This window comes from Desulfogranum marinum (genome assembly GCF_963675105.2).
Taxonomy (GTDB): Bacteria; Desulfobacterota; Desulfobulbia; order Desulfobulbales; family Desulfobulbaceae; genus Desulfogranum; species Desulfogranum marinum.
The window spans coordinates 929,262-947,789 of sequence record NZ_CAXXRO010000002.1 but is presented as its reverse complement, the minus strand read 5'-3'; the positions used below and the strand labels follow the sequence as shown (position 1 = coordinate 947,789).

The 18,528-nt window shown below is 42.7% G+C and carries 12 protein-coding genes; 5 read left to right on the top strand and 7 right to left on the bottom strand.

Going from position 1 to position 18,528, the window contains the following annotated elements; genetic code table 11:
• The first annotated feature begins 4 nt into the window (after positions 1–4).
• From ACHZCY_RS04995 to ACHZCY_RS04985, 3 genes are all read left to right on the top strand, one after another.
• Complete coding sequence (locus ACHZCY_RS04995; protein ID WP_319548053.1) at positions 5–1,537, top strand: complex I subunit 4 family protein; 1,533 nt, start codon at positions 5–7, stop codon at positions 1,535–1,537.
• A gap of 15 nt (positions 1,538–1,552) precedes the next feature.
• Positions 1,553–2,971 carry an NADH-quinone oxidoreductase subunit N gene (locus ACHZCY_RS04990; protein WP_319548052.1) on the top strand — a complete coding sequence of 473 codons (1,419 nt, stop codon included), beginning with the start codon at positions 1,553–1,555 and terminating at the stop codon, positions 2,969–2,971.
• 82 nt (positions 2,972–3,053) lie between these two features.
• Positions 3,054–3,500: a CBS domain-containing protein gene (locus ACHZCY_RS04985; protein WP_205222317.1), complete on the top strand. Its 447-nt coding sequence runs from the start codon at positions 3,054–3,056 to the stop codon at positions 3,498–3,500.
• A gap of 509 nt (positions 3,501–4,009) precedes the next feature.
• Here ACHZCY_RS04985 and ACHZCY_RS04980 read toward each other — a convergent pair.
• The 7 genes from ACHZCY_RS04980 to ACHZCY_RS04950 all read right to left on the bottom strand — a co-directional run bounded on the left by ACHZCY_RS04980 (position 4,010) and on the right by ACHZCY_RS04950 (position 12,973).
• A complete protein-coding gene (locus ACHZCY_RS04980) occupies positions 4,010–4,420 on the bottom strand; it encodes a tetratricopeptide repeat protein (RefSeq protein ID WP_319548051.1) in 411 nt (136 codons plus the stop codon).
• Between the two features lie 6 nt (positions 4,421–4,426).
• On the bottom strand, positions 4,427–6,733 hold the full coding sequence (gene mrcB / locus ACHZCY_RS04975; RefSeq protein ID WP_319548050.1) for a penicillin-binding protein 1B: 2,307 nt from the start codon (positions 6,731–6,733) through the stop codon (positions 4,427–4,429).
• Positions 6,734–7,029: 296 nt separating this feature from the next.
• Complete coding sequence (gene meaB / locus ACHZCY_RS04970; protein WP_319548049.1) at positions 7,030–8,019, bottom strand: methylmalonyl Co-A mutase-associated GTPase MeaB; 990 nt, start codon at positions 8,017–8,019, stop codon at positions 7,030–7,032.
• Between the two features lie 92 nt (positions 8,020–8,111).
• Entirely contained in the window at positions 8,112–10,265 is a 2,154-nt protein-coding gene (scpA, locus tag ACHZCY_RS04965) for a methylmalonyl-CoA mutase (protein ID WP_319548048.1), read from the bottom strand.
• A gap of 168 nt (positions 10,266–10,433) precedes the next feature.
• Positions 10,434–10,838: a methylmalonyl-CoA epimerase gene (gene mce, locus ACHZCY_RS04960; RefSeq protein WP_205222322.1), complete on the bottom strand. Its 405-nt coding sequence runs from the start codon at positions 10,836–10,838 to the stop codon at positions 10,434–10,436.
• Between the two features lie 228 nt (positions 10,839–11,066).
• Positions 11,067–11,906 carry a CoA-transferase subunit beta gene (locus tag ACHZCY_RS04955; protein ID WP_205222323.1) on the bottom strand — a complete coding sequence of 280 codons (840 nt, stop codon included), beginning with the start codon at positions 11,904–11,906 and terminating at the stop codon, positions 11,067–11,069.
• A 50-nt stretch (positions 11,907–11,956) separates the two neighbouring features.
• The gene (locus ACHZCY_RS04950; RefSeq protein ID WP_205222324.1) at positions 11,957–12,973 is read right to left on the bottom strand and encodes a CoA transferase subunit A; all 1,017 of its coding nucleotides are present in this window, start codon (positions 12,971–12,973) and stop codon (positions 11,957–11,959) included.
• Between the two features lie 971 nt (positions 12,974–13,944).
• Here ACHZCY_RS04950 and ACHZCY_RS04945 point away from each other — a divergent pair.
• Entirely contained in the window at positions 13,945–14,133 is a 189-nt protein-coding gene (locus ACHZCY_RS04945; RefSeq protein ID WP_205222325.1) for a hypothetical protein, read from the top strand.
• Positions 14,134–15,124: 991 nt separating this feature from the next.
• Positions 15,125–18,421: a hypothetical protein gene (locus ACHZCY_RS04940; protein WP_319548047.1), complete on the top strand. Its 3,297-nt coding sequence runs from the start codon at positions 15,125–15,127 to the stop codon at positions 18,419–18,421.
• Positions 18,422–18,528: the final 107 nt, after the last annotated feature.

Sequence of the window (18,528 nt, the reverse complement as noted above, 5' to 3'; positions counted from 1 at the left end):
AACAATGTTTGAACACGTTCTATCAGTAATGATATTCCTGCCGATAGTTGCAGGACTAATTCTGCTGCTTACGCCGGCTGGAAAAGGTCTAGCTCGATTAACCGGATTGGTAATCTCCTTTGCGAGTCTGATTCTCGGTCTAGACATTTTCTTTAAGTTTAAAGAACAGGCCGCCCTGCAGTTCGTTGAAAATGTGCCTTGGATCCCATCGTTTGGCATCAATTATCATTTAGGTCTTGACGGCATTAGCTTGTTTGTCCTCCTTGCAGGAGCCGTTCTTATGCCGATGGTATATCTTCTCTTTACCACGAAAGAGAAAGGGTATTACGCCAACCTTTTAATAGTACAAGGGGCCATGGCCGGTGCCTTATGTGCCGCCGATATGGTGTTGTTTTACATTTTCTGGGAAATTATGCTCCTTCCTATATTCTTCATGCTTGGTATGTATGGTGGAGAAAAAAGGATTAAAGCAACCTTAAAAATCACTATTTATACCATTGCCGGATCCCTGCTGATGCTGGCTTCAATTGTTTATGTTGGAGTTACCTATCACTCGCAGTTTGGTGAGTGGAATTTTGCGATCTCGCAGATGTCTCAACTCCAACTTGCAGGCCCTGTAGCTGTACTTGCTTTTTTCGGATTCATGATTGCTTTTGCAATCAAAATTCCTCTTTTTCCTTTTCATACCTGGTTGCCGGACGCATATACCGAAGCACCTACTGCCACGACATTTGTCTTGTCTGCTATTATGGCTAAAATTGGTGTCTACGCGGTTATACGTTTTGTTGTACCTGTGTTTGATGGTGAGTTTGCCCGCTTTGCCTTACTGCTTGCCTACTCTGGTGTGATTGGCATGATGTATTGTGGTATAACTGCCATTGCCCAAAAAGATGTGAAACGAATGTTGGCTTTTTCATCTGCATCGCATATGGGAGTCATTGCCCTTGGTGTTTTCTGTCTCAATGTTCAGGCATTGACCGGTAGTATATATCAAATCGTTGCCCATGCAACGAGTACCGGTGTCCTGTTCCTTTTTGTCGGTATACTTGAAGACAAAATGAAAACCCGTAAAATTGAAGATCTTGGCGGGATAGCGTATAAAGCTCCTGTTTTTGCCTTTTTCTTTGCGATTGCCATGCTCGCCTCTGTAGGCCTTCCTGGAACCTCCGGTTTTATTGGTGAATTCCTCATTATTTTAGGTGCTATCAAGTTTAATGTGTTGATAGGAGTTCTAGCCGGTACTACTCTTATTATTGGAGTTTGTTACATGTTGTGGATGTTTCAACGTGTATTTTATGAAACAACCAATGAGCGAACCGAAGGGTTCACTGATTTGAGCATTACAGAAGGACTCACCTTTTTACCCGTTATTGTTCTTATCGTTATCATGGGGCTTTACCCCCAACCCTTTCTCAGTAAAATTGAACCTGCCGCCCAGCAGCATATAGCTGCTTTAACCAAGGCAGACACAATACAAATAGCTCAAAGTACTCACGCCCAACCAGTAGAAGGGCATACAGTAGAAAAGAAGAATTAAGGCCAGGGGCTAATCATGACAAACGATTTTATGTTACTAATGCCGCTCATACTTATTACAGCGGGCGCCATTTCGTTAATGCTGGCGGCAGCATACGAAAAGGTCACTATCGAACAGGCTGCATTTGGTTGCATGGGGATTTTTGGTGTCGCTTTTCTCGTGCAGCTGTCTAACTGTATTACCGGAAACGTGGCCCCTTATGAAACCGTTTTTAACAACATGCTTGTTATAAGTAATTTCACCAGGGTCGCAGGACTTATTATTCTTGGGTGTGGGTTTTTCACTGCCATGAGTGCCCAGACTTATTTTAAACAGAACAATTTCTGTACCACTGAGTTTTACAGTCTTGTTACTTTTTCAGCGTGCGGCATGCTGTTGTTGACAATGGTTCAAGAACTTATCTCCGTATTTGTGGCACTTGAGATAATGTCACTCGCGATATATATTCTAGTCGGCTACGACCGAAAGAATAAAACCGCTGCAGAAGCTGTCATGAAGTACCTCATGCTTGGTGCTTTTGCTGGAGCCTTTTTTACAATGGGAGCTGCGCTCATATATGGTGGCGCGCATTCAACCCAGTTCTCCAGTATCGGTCAATTCGTTGCTGAAAAAGGTTTTTTTAATAATCCAGCACTGGTAGCAGGGTCTTTTTTTGTAATTGTGGCCTTTTTATTCAAAGCAGCTGCTTTTCCCTTCCACGCATGGGTTATTGATGTTTATGACGGTGCTTCCGCACCAATCACGGGGTATATGGCTACTGGGCTTAAGACAGCAATTTTTGCTGTATTCGCCAATTTTTTAGTAGCTGACGAAACTCTTCGCAGTAGCTGGGTTACTTACCTGTTTTACTTTTCCATATTCACCATGTTTGTTGGTAACCTCATCGCTATCGGTCAGGATACCTTGAAAAGAATGCTTGCTGCATCCGGTATTGTACATACCGGCTACCTGCTTATTGCGCTTGTAGCAGTGAGTGCTGAGAATTTTTCCGGTAATGTTATTCTCTACTACCTGGCGGCCTATGCAGTTGGTACACTTGGTATATTTGCTGCACTTTCTTACCTCGGTGGTGATGGTGAAAAGAGGCAAAGTTTTGATGACTTTAAAGGTCTAGCACGGGTTAGGCCATTTTCAGCAGCAGCTATTACCATATTCCTGCTTTCAATGGCTGGAATACCGCCAACAGCCGGTTTCATGGGCAAATTTTTCATCATTACCAGTGCCATTGATGCAGGACAGATCGCCTTAGCTGTTTTCGGTATTATCAGCAGTATTCTTTCAATGTGGTATTATCTGCGATTAGTAATTAATATGTACTTTCATGAAGCCACTGATAGCTTTGAAGATACCACATCCAATAGATATGCTCCGGTCGGCACCTTTATTTTAGCGGCCTGTGTATTTGTAATTGGTTTGTATCCGGTAATTATTTAAATTGCTCTCATCGAAAGCAAATACTTCGAAGCACTGCGCCTATCGCTGCTGATCGAAGTCTTATTCAAAAGGAGTATCGAACATGAAAGTTAAAGATATACTTAAGGCTAAGGGCACAGTCGTGCACACCATTAATCAGGATTCTACCCTGATGGCAGCGTCAGACAAGTTTTTCGCTGAAAGAATCGGTTCTCTGCTCGTAGTTGATGAAAATGATAATATTCAAGGAATCGTAGCTCCAAATGACATCTTGAAAGCCATTCAGGAAGGATGTACTGATGAAAATTGCGCCTTACAGAAAGTCAGTCGAGTGATGACCAAAGATATTATCGCTGCCTCAGAAGACGATGACATTGACTATATTCAGGCGATCATGACCGAAAATCGTATCCGTCACATCCCTATTATGGACAAGGATCAACTCAAAGGACTGGTATCCATTGGTGATGTTGTAAAAGCATTGATTAAAGATAAGGAAGTAGAGAACCATTACCTTAAGGATTATATTTCCGGTAAATATCCAGCATGATCTAAAAAGATTTCAGGCTGATTCATTGTGCAAGCAGTCTAAAATGCAAAGGGAAAGTTTCATAGGAAACTTTCCCTTTTTTCTTTATGGTGATTTCGTACAATACTCAGCCAGGTAATTCCCGCAATTTCAGCCGACTTATTATATTTGTCTTTTAAACCGGGAGACAGATCGAAGGCTAAGCCGTCTCCTCTTCAAAAAAGTAACTCAGCGGTTACCCTACTGGGGCTCCTATTAGTTGTCGCTTCTGCTTTAAAAGGTCCCGATCTCCTGCATAATAGGTGATCGGAGTCTTTCTTTACTTGCGAAAAATCGTATCCCCAAAATATGAGGAGCCTGTAAGCAGTGCAGGTTTTTGATATAATAGATCAAAGATTATCAACCAAGTGGGTTGTTACCAAAATAACATCAAAAAGCAGTGCCTTCCCTCTGTATGAAAAAACGATCAGCCTCCCCAGTTAAATCCATACGCCCTGGTTTTATGGAAAATAGATTTTTTCATGCTTTGGCTATTCTTTTTTGTAGGCCTGTTGCATAAGCTGTTGGTTTTTATTTTGTAGATCCCTATCATTTTGTGCGAGGCTTACGGATTTTTTACATAACTGCAAAGTTTGATCATAGTCACCACGCTCGTAGCTAACTATGGCAAGATCCAACCAGAGCCATCCATTGTAAGGATTTTTTCTAATCGCTCGTTCAAGTAGCGACTCGGCTAAATCAAAATCACCTGCGTTCAGTGCTTTTTTCGATTTTTTTACTAAAGACAAACTTGTATAGTTTTTGGCAGTAACTGAGTATGAAATTTCTTTTTGCGGAACAGCTTGTGGTACGCCTTGTTGCATGTCAGCGCAGCCTGTTACAAGTAGCGCAGTGAAAGCCATTAATATAAAAGAAATGTTGGTGGCAGGTAATTGCATCATCTGTTTTCAGTTGAATATTTGTAAGATTGAATCAAAAAGAGATTCAACACTGTCCTGTAGACTGTTTGATCCCTTACCCTTTTTTTGTGAAGGGGTGTGATTGGTATTTCCTTTACCTAACATGGGCAAATATAGAGATTGGTTTACTGAGTTGGTTGATGGTTTAACCTTGGGAGGTGTTATTTTTCGCCAATGGATGTTACTCGGCGTATCCGGTTCAACTTTGCTATACGGCAAGGTTTTAATAATGCTGCCCCAGGCATCCATGGCACCTGAAGCTCCTGTCAGTCCAGTGCTGGTGTTATCATCATATCCCAGCCATACTACACCTAGCATCTCTCCTGTAAAACCTGCAAACCAACTGTCGCGATACCCATCTGTGGTTCCTGTTTTACCCGCTACCCTTTGATATTCAGGGAAGTGGTTATGTAGCCCCTTACCGGTTCCAACTCTTACTGCTTCTTGCAATGCGAATTGAAGGAGAAACATTTCAGAAGTAGTAAAATGCTGTTCCACAGATAGGCGGTTCCTTTGGATAGGAACCTTTTCCTGATTTAATACTCCTCGAATAGCCCTTAGTGGTGTTTGAAAACCTGAAGCAGCAATTGATTGATACATTTGCATAACTTGTAGAGGAGAAAGTTCAATACTTCCCAGTAAAATGCTGGGATAAAGTTCGATGTTTTTGGTGACTCCCAACTTTTTCACTGTATCAACTACATTGGTTAAACCGACCTGTAGTCCAAGGTTAACAGTGGCAAGGTTTAATGAATAAGCTAAGCCTTGATAGAGCATGACATTGCCATGTTCTGTTTTATCGTAATTTTGTGGCTGCCAGCTCTTTCCCGAGGGATCTTCCAACGTGACGCTATGATCACTAATTATGGACGCTAGGCTGTAGCCTGAATTGAGTGCTGTGAGATACACTGCAGGTTTAATCAGTGAGCCGATTTGGCGTTGCGCATCAATTGCTCGGTTAAAATCTCCAATCCTAGGATGTATTCCCCCCATGAGTGAAACTACTTCACCAGTGTGGCGGTTACCTATAACGTACGCTCCTTGCAACCGTTTTTTCTTACTCTTGTTCTTTTCGGCTACCGTAGACTGGAACTGCGAGTGTGCTTTGGTGTGGATAACAGGATCCAAGGTGGAAAAAATTAATAACCCCTGGCTTGTTAAATCCTGTTTAGAATAGGACTGCCTGAGTCGCCGTTGTACAAAATCTATAAAAGAAACATAATTGGAACTCTGGCTGAGTGCATTTTTATTAATGGTTGGAAAACTATAATCTAAGGCTTGGCGGTACTGTTGCTCATCGATGATGTTATCATCAAATAAAATTTGTAAAACAATATTTTTCCGGGTTTGTGAGCGTTCAAGAAATTGTATTGGATTATAAATAGATGGTCCTTTTATAATGCCAACCAGCATTGAGGTTTCAGCGATATTAAGTTGAGTGAGTTTTTTGTGAAAGTAAAATTGACTTGCCAGTGCAAAACCATGGATTGCTCTTTTGCCTTTTTGGCCAAGAAAAATTTCATTGCAGTAGGCAGCGAGTATCTCCTCTTTGCCGTATTTTTGTTCAAGGATCAAGGCCATTATGGCCTCGTTTAACTTTCTGCGTAAGGTACGTTCATTGGATAAAAAATAATTTTTCACCAATTGTTGTGTGAGGGTAGAACCTCCTGCCACTGCTTTTCCAGCACGAAAGTTGAGATACAGTGCTCGTAAAATGCCTTTTGGATCTATGCCAATGTGGGAAAAAAAAGTTTTATCTTCTACAGCAAGCAGAGTGTCAATAAATTGTTGAGGGAGATCTTCGTATTTGAGGAGAATTCGGTCCTCTCCTGTTTCAGGTAAGAAGCTTCCTATAGTAATCGGATCTAAACGGCATTCATCTATCGGTTGTTGGGTTGTGATATCGTAGGTTTTTGCTATTGTATTTTTATCAAATTGAATAGCGCATTCTTTGCTGCCCTGGTTTCCATCCAAAAAATTGAATTCTCTTGTTTTCAGAAACACGAGATTGCCTTGAGTAGCGTATTCTCCTGCTGACAGGGGGGGATTTTTGTGCCGGTATCCTCCCTGGCGAAGTTCTGTAATGAGATCTGCTAAAGATATGTTTTTTCCTGGGTAGAGTTCAAGAGGTCGCGCAAATACCCTGGCTGGTATTTGCCAGCGGTCGTTATCAAAACGTCTGGTTATTTCTTTGTTTAGCGTGTTTACGCGATCATACAGTACTATTGCACTGATACCTGCAACTGCCGCGGTTATAGAAAAGAGGAGCGTCCAAATCGTTAATCTTTTTTTCATAGACAGCGTATAAAAAGGTGAAAATATTTAAAGAGTAAAAAGCGAAATTCGAAGAGTAGTCATATGCTACATTATGCAATTAAGCAAATAGACCGATGTCGATGTATCAGGGGAAAGAGGAGAAGTAGAGGTGGGGGGCTTGTTTACGTTTGACAGTAAAGATAAGATCAAGACGAGAGAGAGCTTATTTGATTCTTTTACCGAAAAAGGTGCACCAAAAAGGAATTGATGCTTCATTGGTGCACCGACAGTCGCTCTTTTACTTGTCTGCAGACAAAAAGGATACTGTTAAATTGCTAGAAAAGAAGGTCTGAGCCGAGAACGGAAACAAGCTCATCGGCTGCCCGCGTCGGAGCTTTTTTACCACTTTCGACAGCAGCGGTGATAGTGGGTAATACTTTTTTTATCTCTTCGTTGTTATAGAACCAATTTTCAAGTCCTTCTTTAACGAGAAACCACATCCAGGACATTGCCTGATCTTTACGTTTTTCATCAAGCTCACCAGTGGCTGACATAATTTTTTTATGTTGTTTTATGGTTTCCCAAGCCTCCTCAAGGCCTATTTCTTCTAGGGCACTGCAGGTCATTACTGGTGGAGACCAGTTAGGTGAAGATGGCGTTACCAAGTGGAGAGCTGTTTCATATTGTTTTTTTGCCAGTTTTGCTCGGGTGACATTGTCACCGTCTGCCTTGTTGACTACAATAGCATCTGCAACTTCAAGAACACCTTTTTTAATGCCCTGAAGTTCATCCCCGGCGCCTGAGATTTGCAAAACCATAAAAAAATCGACCATTGACGCAACGGTAGTCTCGGATTGACCGACACCTACTGTTTCAACAATGATTACATCAAAACCTGCGGCTTCGCACAGGAGCATGGTTTCACGAGTTTTTCGGGCGACCCCACCAAGACTACCGCCTGATGGTGAGGGGCGAATAAAAGCCATGTCATTGATGGCAAGTTTTTCCATTCTGGTTTTATCGCCTAGAATAGAACCTCCGCTTCGGGTACTGCTGGGATCGATTGCCAATACGGCAACACGATACCCAAGTCCGGTGAGCATGTTACCAAAACTTTCTATAAACGTGCTTTTTCCTGCACCTGGAACACCAGTAATACCCAGCCTGACTGCCTTACCTGTATGGGGCAGCAGTTCACTAATGACATTTCTGGCAATATCCTGATGAGTCTGCAGTGTACTCTCTATGAGTGTAATAGTACGTGCAAGCGTCAGGCGGTTATTATCGAGAACACCTTGAATAAAGTAGCTGGGATCTTTGTACATGATGGTACTCTCAGGGAAAAATTTTTGGAGGGAAGGCAGACGGGCAGGCTGGAGTCACTGCCCGTCTGTTGAATCAGTCGTTTATATACTGATTACTTGATGTATTGGGCTTCAAGCAGATCCATTACCTTACCAGCTGAAGTGGTAATAGGGGTACCTGGACCAAAAATAGCTTTACAGCCATTGTCGTAGAGGAAATCATAATCGCTAGGGGGGATAACACCACCGGCTACCACACCAATTTCTCCAGCACCCTGTGCTTTGAGTTTTTCAATGAGCTCAGGTACAAGGGTTTTATGGCCGGCTGCGAGACTGGAAGCGCCAACGATATGGACATCGTTTTCAATGGCCATCTTTGCAGCTTCGTCAGGTGTTTGGAACATTGGGCTGATATCTACATCAAATCCGAGATCAGCAAAAGAAGAGGCGACAACTTTAATACCCCTGTCATGTCCATCCTGTCCCATTTTGGTTACAAGTATACGTGGGCGACGACCGGTTTTTTCGAGGAAGTTTTCGGTACGCTTACGGAAGTCTTCAATAACAGTTGCACTCTCTGCGTCAGCTTCACTGTATTCTGAAGAATAGGCACCGGATACACACTGGGTTGTTGCAACATAACGTCCAAATACTTTTTCCATAGCGTCAGAAATTTCTCCAACTGTTGCCCTAGCTTTAGCGGCAGCAACTGCAAACTCAAGCAGGTTACCATTACCTTCAGCAGCTTTGGTAATTGCTTCAAGGCATGCTTGGGTTTCAGCTTCGTTACGGGTTGATTTAATCTCTTTAATACGTTCGATCTGCTCAATGCGGACAGAATCAGGCACTTCAAGGATATCGAAGTCAAGTTTTTCGTTTTCGAGGCGATACTTGTTAACACCAACAATAACGTCAGAGCCTTGGTCAATACGTGCCTGACGACGGGCAGCTGATTCTTCGATACGCATTTTCGGCATACCGGATTCGATGGCTTTAGACATTCCACCGATTTCTTCAATTTCGTCGAGGATTTCCTGAGCTTTCTCAACAATCTGGTTGGTCAGATACTCAATATAGTAGGAGCCACCAAGTGGATCAGCAACTTTACAGGTGTGAGTTTCTTCCTGAATGATGATCTGGGTGTTACGTGCAATACGTGCAGAGAAGTCTGTAGGCAGACAAACAGCTTCGTCGTAGGAGTTGGTATGCAGTGACTGGGTACCACCAAGGGTAGCAGACATCGCTTCCAGGGTTGTCCGAATAATGTTGTTGTATGGATCCTGTTCTGTCAAACTCCAACCAGATGTCTGGCAATGTGTACGGAGCATGGAAGACTTAGGATTCTTTGGATTAAACTGTTGCATGGATCGATGCCATAAGAAGCGAGCAGCTCTCAGCATCGCGATATCCATGAAGAAGTTCATGCCGATGCCGAAGAAGAAAGAAAGACGAGGTGCAAAGGTATCAATATCCATACCGGATGCAATAGCTGCACGAACGTATTCAATACCATCTGCGAGGGTAAAGGCAGTTTGAAGAACAGAGTCTGCTCCTGCTTCCATGATATGGTAACCACTGATACTGATGGTATTGTATCGCGGCATATTTTTAGAAGCAAACGCCATAATATCAGAAACAATCCTCATAGAAGGTGCAGGAGGATAGATATAGGTATTACGGGTCAGGTATTCTTTGAGAATATCGTTTTGAATGGTTCCGTTCAGTTGTTCCTGTTTTACTCCTGATTCTTCGGCTGCAGCAATCCACATACCGAGGATAGGAATAACAGCTCCGTTCATGGTCATGGAAACTGACATCTTATCAAGCGGGATGCCATCAAAGAGGATTTTCATATCTTCGATAGAGTCAATCGCAACACCTGCTTTACCAATATCACCGGCAACGCGTGGGTTGTCTGAGTCATAACCACGATGGGTTGCAAGGTCAAAGGCTACAGAGAGACCTTTCTGACCGGCTGCCAGGTTACGACGATAAAAAGCATTTGATTCCTTAGCAGTGGAGAATCCTGCGTACTGACGGATTGTCCAAGGACGTCCAGCATACATGGTTGCCATTGGTCCACGGGTATAGGGAGCCATACCAGGCAGGGAACCAACAGTATCCATTCCTTCTATATCTGCGGCAGTATAGAGGCATTTTACATCAATACCTTCAGGTGATTTCCAAGTCAGGGTATCAGGCGATTTGCCTTTCATCTGCTTGGTCGCCATTTCCACCCATTCGTTGTAATTAGGGTTTTGTGCCATGTCCTTACTCCTTGTTTGTGGGATGGTTCCCGTTAGTTAAAGCTTAAAACAAACTGATTTTTCTACGCTAAAAAGTTAATGTTTACTTTTCAGTTCAGAAAAAAAAGGGAAATTAAGCAAAAAGGAGCCTCTCATCTCGTTGCCGCGAGGTGAGAGGCTTTAATATTTTTAATCTCTTTGGCAAAGTTCTACCAGTATTCCACCAGTCGCCTTTGGGTGCAGGAATGCAATCTGTGCTCCACCAGCTCCAATACGAGGGGTTTGATCAATTAATTTAATTCCTTTTTCTTTCAGTTCATCAAGTGCTTCATTAATATCTGCTACACGGAATGCTACGTGTTGAAATCCAGCGCCCTTTTTTTCTATAAATTTAGCAACCGGTCCATCCGGAGATGTAGATTCAAGCAGTTCTACTTCACTTTCTCCTACAGGGAAAAATGCTGTTGTGACCTTTTGCTCTTCAACTGTTTCTGCCCCTTCCAACTCAAGTCCAAGCACATCTGACCAGAAGTTTTTTCCATCTTCAATGCTAGGAACCGCGATACCAAGGTGATCAATTTTTTCTATTTTCATGTTATTTCTCCCTGTTTTTACCTTCTACATACTTTATTGATGCAGAAAAATTTTTCCTTTTTAGAAGAATCACTTTCAAATAAGCATAATATTACTAAATATTTGAATGGATACTTCCGTGATATTTCACAAATAAAATAGAATATATCGGGTGGTACTACTACCAGGCTAAAGCAGTTTCACCTCTGAAAAGTACTTTGCAGGGTAGTTAAACCGGAAAAAGCAGTGCTACATTTGTTGTGCTGTTAAATTGATATTCTTATTTACTTTCTTTTTTGCTCGTTTTACAAATGCACCATTAGGGTCAATGTCTTCACGAATCATCCTTACTTCTTCTTCTGTTGGTGGTGCAAATTCACTTGCATCAGGCGCTACTAGCAGCTCAAAACCAGTTGCCGCTTGAACAGATTCAATTGTTTCACCCGGGAAATAGTGTATCAGACGCATTCTTTTTGATTCTTCTTCAAAATCAAAGATACCTTTTGTGCTGATGAGTCGATAAGGTCCTTTGCCCTGCAATCCTGCATCGAAACGAGCACCAGGAGATCCATCAAGGTGACCGGGACTGGTTACATATTGCAGTTTTTCAGTGAATTTACGTTTGTCATGGGGAACGATCAAAATAGTTCGTTCACAGGATGCAGCCATATCACTTGCTCCACCACTACCGGGTAGCCTTACTTTTGGCGTCTGGTATCCTGCAGGGAAGTCACCGATCATGGTAGAATTGAGATTACCATACTTATCAACTTCAGCACCACTAATAAAACCGAAATCAGCAAATCCTCGTTGAGTGAGTTCAAACGCAGCATTCAGGCCACCAACAAACGACGCTCCGGTAAATGTTTTTGAATCACCAACAGAAATTGGTAATCCGACATTTAACGGAGGACCGACCGCACCAGCTTCAAAAACCGGGATGAGGCCTGGAGCGTGGGTTTGTTTGGCCAGCAGTGAAGCGACCATAGGAAGGCCGGTTCCAACAAATACTATTTTATTATCTTCTAATACTTTAGCACCAGCCACAACGATTATTTCCTGAGCGGTGTAATCTTTAGAAGCTGTCATGTGATTCCTAGTCTATTATTTTAACAATAATTTTCGGTTAATTTCGATTTTCAGGCCAATCGTTCACAGTTGAAAGACTCTGCTTTCTGATCTGCTATCAATTTTTTAACCGGAAACTTCGCGATGAAATCTTCAAAAGTTTTTGTGTTGTAGATATATTCATCGTAATAGGTCTTTAAAGTATCAGGTGCACCACCTTTGCACATTTCAGTAGCTCCGGCGTGGAATGCACTAATATGATCACCATTAAAGTAATAGTGACGACGACACGCACCTGGGTATGCTCCAAATGGCACTTCAACAACTGCATCAACGGCCACAAATGGAATACCAACATCTTTCGGAGTTTGTGTGATCAGTTCATGGGAGACGAGTTGCTCACAGGTGACGATGGTATGCGCTGATGCCATGGCAATTTCAGCACAGGTTGCGTCAGTACCACGAATAATACAATTACCGTATTGGTCGGCTACCTGAACGTGAATAATTGCAACATCAGGATTGCTCGCCGGCAGGAGAGCAATTGGGCGACCGGTAAAAGGGCAATCTATAATTTTGGTTCTGCAACTAGATGGAATGTCACCGCCAAGAGGACCACGGGTTGGAATGAAGGGTAGGCCCATGGAACCAGCCTTGAACCTTGCTGACATATTGTAGTTACTCCAGTCTTCAATTTCCAGCATGCCGCGCTCAGCAAGAAAACGGAACATCGGAGATAGGCCAAATGCTTCGTGAGCCCAGTAAGCAAGCTCAATGCGCTTGATAGAAAAGTGGTCGGGGTTGAGCATCATTGCGCCGGCGAGATAGTCAGGGGCCATACCGGCGGACTGCCAGGAAAGGGTTAGATCTTTGAAACCATGACGTACCATTTCATGGGTGATAGCGATGGGTTGACGGATATTTACAAAGCCTCCAACACCTACGTTATCGCCGTCTTTTATAAATTGGCTTACCGCTTCTTTCAGCGTCATTCGCTTGTCCTTCATGGACTTGTCTTTGTTGACAAGCGCTTCCCTTGCTTCATCGGGAGATAAACCTGTCCAGTACATTTCAGCGTAATTTTCCAATTTTCTATCTCTTCCTGTCCATCACAAGCTTTCTTGTTAATCCGGAGAAACAAAATGTTTCTCAGTACTTTTTGCACAAAAAAAAGCCATGATATAACTAGCTGCCAAAGCAGCTAGTTATATCATGGCTTTTTTTAAAGTCGTGGCTAGTGGAACTCGTTGAATTCTTTGCAAGACTATTTTTGTCAAACTTTCAAACACTTTTTTACGATTGCTCCTTTTTGGTTTAAGTAGCTGATCTGCTAAGTAGTTGACAATTTTTAAAATGGTTTTTTACTCTTTTTTACGAGGTTAATCGAACCAATAAGTTGGTTTCGGTATAGCTCCTTCTACGAGTATCCAGTTTAACATAAAACAGGCTAGGAGAGTTGTTTTTGATTTTATAGAATTACAGTATCGATATAGTATTGGCAGGAAAAAACTTACCCCCGTTAAGTTTAATTTGCCAGCTAGGATTTTCCTATTTTAAGTCGAGCTTTTTGTCAACTTAAAAATAAAGAAGCTACTGTTTTCCCTCATTTTTTTTCTTCGCCAATCAACGTTATTATAGGAAGATATGCGTTTTTACGACTCTTTATCTATATTATTTATGAAAGAGTTCAATTTGTTCGAAAAGTTCGTTTGGTGCAAAAATAAAATGGTTTGACCATAATAAATTGTAATTTGAAAACAAACAAATTTATGAGCACTGCAAATTGTGAGTGATAAGATCCTGTTCCATGATTTTTATTGTCAAAGGACTGGGTTCATTTCCTTGCCGGAAATTAGGTAAATATTCTTTTTAATTGTAAAATTAGAAAATTGCTTGACGGTGAGCTCCCTGATTTGTAATGATAAACATAAAAAGATATAAGGAACGAAATATACTGTGAAATATTTTTTGGGTCCTCTTTTCCATGACTTCGGAAGCTTGCTTCTTATCTTTTTAAGTTTCGATGGAAAACTGTTAAAAAGGAGAAAAGGAGGTTTGGATGAAAAAGCAGAACCATTCGTCAAAAGGCAAACTGCAAGGGTTAATAGTCACCTGTAATGAATGTGGAGAAGAACTGCCCTTATTACATCCTCATATTATGGTAGAAAGAAGTGATGATGACAGAAATCCAATCTGTGAGGCCTGCTGGGTTGAAAAGGAGAAGGCAAAACTAGAGAGGTTAGAGTAACCGTCAATCGCTATAGTGCTCAATTTGGGCGTTGTGCCGATAACCAGTTTTTGAGCCTTTATGAAAATAGGGCTCTTAGTCATAGTTGCGGAAAACCTCATTGCTTTGCTTTCTGCAATGATTCTAAAAACTAACTGTTGCAGCCTGGAAATGCTGGAACCGTTATTTCAAAAATTCATGTCGGATTTGAGGAGCTTATTGAAAAACGAACTTTTTTTGTAGTTGGTCATTATGACGGCTTCGGGGAGAGGTGGTGCGGATTATGTTTCTATATTTGCATGGGAGAACATAGAGTTTACCAGCACACACCCGTATTTTATCGCCCCTGCCAGCCGGCCGAGTCACCGTTGTATCGCCTGCTCTAAGATCCATTCGAAAGTTTCGAGCACGTGCGTGATGATCGAATTGCAAGGGAGTATGGGGTCTATGGCCCGGTTATCTCCGATGTAGTCAGGGACTGCTTGAAGTATAGAGATCTGCAATAGGGATTTAATCGTGTACACTGACTGTTCCAATTGTCAATACGAGTACCTGCTAGTCTTTTTCTGCCGGGATCGCTGGTTTCGTAGTCTCTTTCCTTGCTTGCCAACTCAAGCTGTCATGCTAAACATGTTGTCTAGTTTGGTGGGTTATTGCAGGAAAACATTCTCTACTCACGGCCACATCACCAGTATTTCTTCTGTGTTTCTATTATTTTGCGAAAATATTTTCTCTATAATCGTAAGCTACTTTCCAGACACTGTACCTTCGACGCAGAGAACCTTTGAACACTCCTGCGGATCATTTTCAAGTCTGAGCTAGGCTTTGTCGGGGCTGAATTGATTATCAGACCTGTGAAAAACACTGTTCTTCTGACAACTAATTTTTTTAAATTGGTTGTATTAATTGAACTGTATACTGCCATTTTTATTGACAACCTGTTGACATAATCTTGTGTTTGAGGGAAATGGAAGTCATTATTCCAAATAGGTACAACGGTGGAGGCAATCCCATGGTAACATCACACACACACCTTCCGCTCGAGACATTACTGGCATGTCCTGAAAATCTGTACTGGGCATGGTTGAAGTACCAGCAATATCTGCAGGCCACTCATTGCTGGATAGACGAAAGTCGGCTGGCTTGTTTTGAAGCAAACCTGCAGGCAGAATTAGATGCCATTGGCGCACAGTTCAAAAGGTTAACGTACAGAGCCAGTCCAATTCGTCCTTTACCTCTACCATCGCATGACAAAAAGAGGGAGTCAAATGGGCACATATTTGATATTTCCATTCGCGACCAGGTTGCCTGGATTGCCTTTGTAAATGTTATCGGACCGGGATTAGATTGGCAGATGCCACCCTGGAGCTATGGTGGCCGTCTCTATAGGTCAACGTGGGAGGAGGAAAAAAAAAATATTATTGTCAGCAAGAATGGTCGTTACAGGCACTCTGATGGATACCTCTATCGCAATTCAAGTTTAACCTGGTCACTGTATCAACGTCATATTTTTCTTACAGCAAGAGCAATGGCCGGCTTGCTAGATCCTGAAGACCTTGAGGATTCTGAGCGTAAGGTATTTGAACAGGAGCGTTATTTTGAGGGCAGGCAACAACTGCCCTATTTGCTGGACGGTTACTGGCCCTCTGATGATAATCATAGGGTATACCGGGCACAACTGTCGTTTAATACAACTCTCTCAGAAGGTAACCTTTCAACTATTCTGGATAATCTTGCCAACTTTTCAACCGAATTCAAACCCCAGATTCATCAACTTGCCTCCCAACTCTTGGATTTCAGACTTGACCTGGATGATTGGGACCAAAAGAAGCATGCAGAATTTGAGCTCTCACGGGTAGAAAATAGCATAGATTCCATACCTGAGGGGTTGGCTGTTGCCGATTTTCTCAAAAATATAGCTCTGATGGTTGTGGACAGTTCGATAACAGACCACCAAATTTTTTCCGGCTCAACATTGCAGCCTGGCATACAGGGAAAAAATATAGCTCACTTTCGTTTTGGCTACAACCACTGCTTTCTCTCCCGTACCTTCTCAGGCCTTGTTAATTGGGTCGAAGATTACCAGACACTCTGTGAAAAGCACGGCTCTAGAATTGTACCAGACTGGCAATCTGTTGAGCCCAGGTCATTTTCCAGATATTGGGAGCATGGCCAAGCAACTCCTAATGAACGAAAATTACTGGAGGAATATAGGAAACAAGCAGCAAAAGAGACGCTTTTAGATAATTCCAATCCACTACCAGCGATAACCAGAACCCTGAGATTGTTGACCAACCTTACAGACCTGAATTTTGACCTTCTGCAGCAAAGGGAAAAAATGCATTATATTGATGAAATGGAGAATCTTCTGCTTGGTCACAGCACCGGCTCTGTCATCAATGACGATTTTCAGGTTGACAATATTGCTCATAAGCTCGCCTGGTCTGTCCCACAGGAAATTATAGGGAATCAGGCGAATCTGTGTCTGTTTGAACGCCAGCTTTTTGAGGCACGTTTACGTGAAACATCACTTCACAAGCGTTTAAAAAGCCTGCGGCCGGAAGCCGAGGACGCAGAAAGCGTACGTGTTGATATCCAACAGGTACAGCAAAAGATTGCTGAGCTTAATCAAGAGCACCAACTCATCGCTGCCAAGAATATGGGAAGACAGTTCAAAAATAAGATGCGCATATTTTTGATGCTGTTAAGAGCAGTCCGCAATAACCCCATGAAATTAAATCTGTGGATTTACCTGCTGGAGTATTGCCGTTTTTCAGGACAGACCGATCTGACCCTGATTCATAAAGAGTTAGAGGCGTTATACAGACATGATCGCCTGGGTGCAGGTTATGTGTGGGCAATGGTTTATCGACTGATGGCAAATCAGGCTGTGCAATGCTCTTTGAACATGTCGCAAAAAGATCATCTTATTTATCGGCGTCAAGCAGCATATTCGTATTTAAAAACCCTTTTGCTGCAGCCGGTCACCCTGCCGGTAGATGCAGAGTCAACATTTTATGAACTTCATTCTCTGCATTTGCTGCAATGTGGGCTAGGCAGTGCTCTTATGTATCTCCGAAACGCGGACAACGAACTGGTTACAGACGACGATTTCAAGTTGATGGAGCAACGTGTAGCCAAATGTGGTGGTATTGACTGGACCTCCCTTCCTGAAAAATGGGCTGCAGAGACGTCTGTTCCACTTTCAGTATGGGCGTGGTGGGCTGAAACCAGACTCAATAGCCCCCAAAGGACGAATCCTGGGCCGATATGGAAAGCTGCTGTAGGCAAACTTGAAATAGATGTTCCCTGTGGCCGACAAATGTTGTTTCGCTATCCCCGAGAAGCTGTACGAGCAGTGGGAGTAAAAACAATGATTGATGCCTGCTTGGCAGAAGGAACTTTTTATCGGAATAATTGTGCTGGATGGTTCTATGAGTTACTTCAAGGGACTAGTCCTCTCCGCTATGAAAAAGAGCGTGGTTTAGCGGCTAGCTCTGGCGAAAAAAAGGTATGTTCGATCGTACATAAAGACAGTGACGATGCATGGATGACACTTGCCCGGTGGGGGGAATGGAGTAATCAAAAGTATCGAGAAAATGCTTTTGACCCACGGGTCACAGAATGGACAGCCCTTGAAATAGCCGACCAGATAGCTGAAAAGGTAAAATCGTTTCTTCAGGGTGGAAACAGTGACTGCTACCCCCTTCATCCTTTGAATTTTCTTGTACCTACCAAGTGGATCGAAGAGGGGGAGACAATATTAACATGGGACCATTGGCGCGATCAGATACGTGAGAAGACGTTTTCAATAGGACTGAGGGAAGCGGAACAAATTACTGATTATCGCTATATGTTTGATTTACAAACTGCTGATAATGTTAACCCGGAACTTCCTATGATTCGTGGATTCGGCCTGTTGCTTCTGGGGCTGGTGACCCATTCATTTGACTGGCCGGCGATGTGGAATGTAAGGGGGCATGAATGGCAGTACCTCCCCTTGGTAAGTACTAGAATGCGAAATGTTCCTTTCTCGTCCTGGACACATGCGATTCTAGAAGCGTGTCTTTTGCCACGTCAGTTGGAGACAGCTCTAGTGGATGCTTGTCAGCAGGGAAAATATGATGACGATACGGCACAAGATCCACCTCAAATACTTGATTTGGCTCGTTTCCAATCCTGTGTTCAAAAAGCCAGACAGGTATTGGAAGAGTACCAGATGACCCTTCAGCATCGGGTGCCACGGCAATTGGTACCGGTGAAACTGGAACATTTTACTCGTCCGGACTGGGCAACTGACTTTGGATAACTGATCAGCGCACACTATCTATGAATAGTCTCGTTTTACCGATAGTTAGGCTGCACGGACGATCTTTTTGTTCACTTATTTGCTTAAGCAACGATCAATCCTACTTA

Excerpts from the sequence above, each read along its gene's own strand:
- scpA (WP_319548048.1), bottom strand. The coding sequence starts at position 10,265 with ATGGCACAAAACCCTAATTACAACGAATGGGTGGAAATGGCGACCAAG.
- mce (WP_205222322.1), bottom strand. The coding sequence starts at position 10,838 with ATGAAAATAGAAAAAATTGATCACCTTGGTATCGCGGTTCCTAGCATT.
- ACHZCY_RS04995 (WP_319548053.1), top strand. The coding sequence starts at position 5 with ATGTTTGAACACGTTCTATCAGTAATGATATTCCTGCCGATAGTTGCA.
- ACHZCY_RS04945 (WP_205222325.1), top strand. The coding sequence starts at position 13,945 with ATGAAAAAGCAGAACCATTCGTCAAAAGGCAAACTGCAAGGGTTAATA.
- mrcB (WP_319548050.1), bottom strand. The coding sequence starts at position 6,733 with ATGAAAAAAAGATTAACGATTTGGACGCTCCTCTTTTCTATAACCGCG.
- ACHZCY_RS04940 (WP_319548047.1), top strand. The coding sequence starts at position 15,125 with ATGGTAACATCACACACACACCTTCCGCTCGAGACATTACTGGCATGT.
- ACHZCY_RS04980 (WP_319548051.1), bottom strand. The coding sequence starts at position 4,420 with ATGATGCAATTACCTGCCACCAACATTTCTTTTATATTAATGGCTTTC.
- meaB (WP_319548049.1), bottom strand. The coding sequence starts at position 8,019 with ATGTACAAAGATCCCAGCTACTTTATTCAAGGTGTTCTCGATAATAAC.
- ACHZCY_RS04990 (WP_319548052.1), top strand. The coding sequence starts at position 1,553 with ATGACAAACGATTTTATGTTACTAATGCCGCTCATACTTATTACAGCG.
- ACHZCY_RS04955 (WP_205222323.1), bottom strand. The coding sequence starts at position 11,906 with ATGACAGCTTCTAAAGATTACACCGCTCAGGAAATAATCGTTGTGGCT.
- ACHZCY_RS04985 (WP_205222317.1), top strand. The coding sequence starts at position 3,054 with ATGAAAGTTAAAGATATACTTAAGGCTAAGGGCACAGTCGTGCACACC.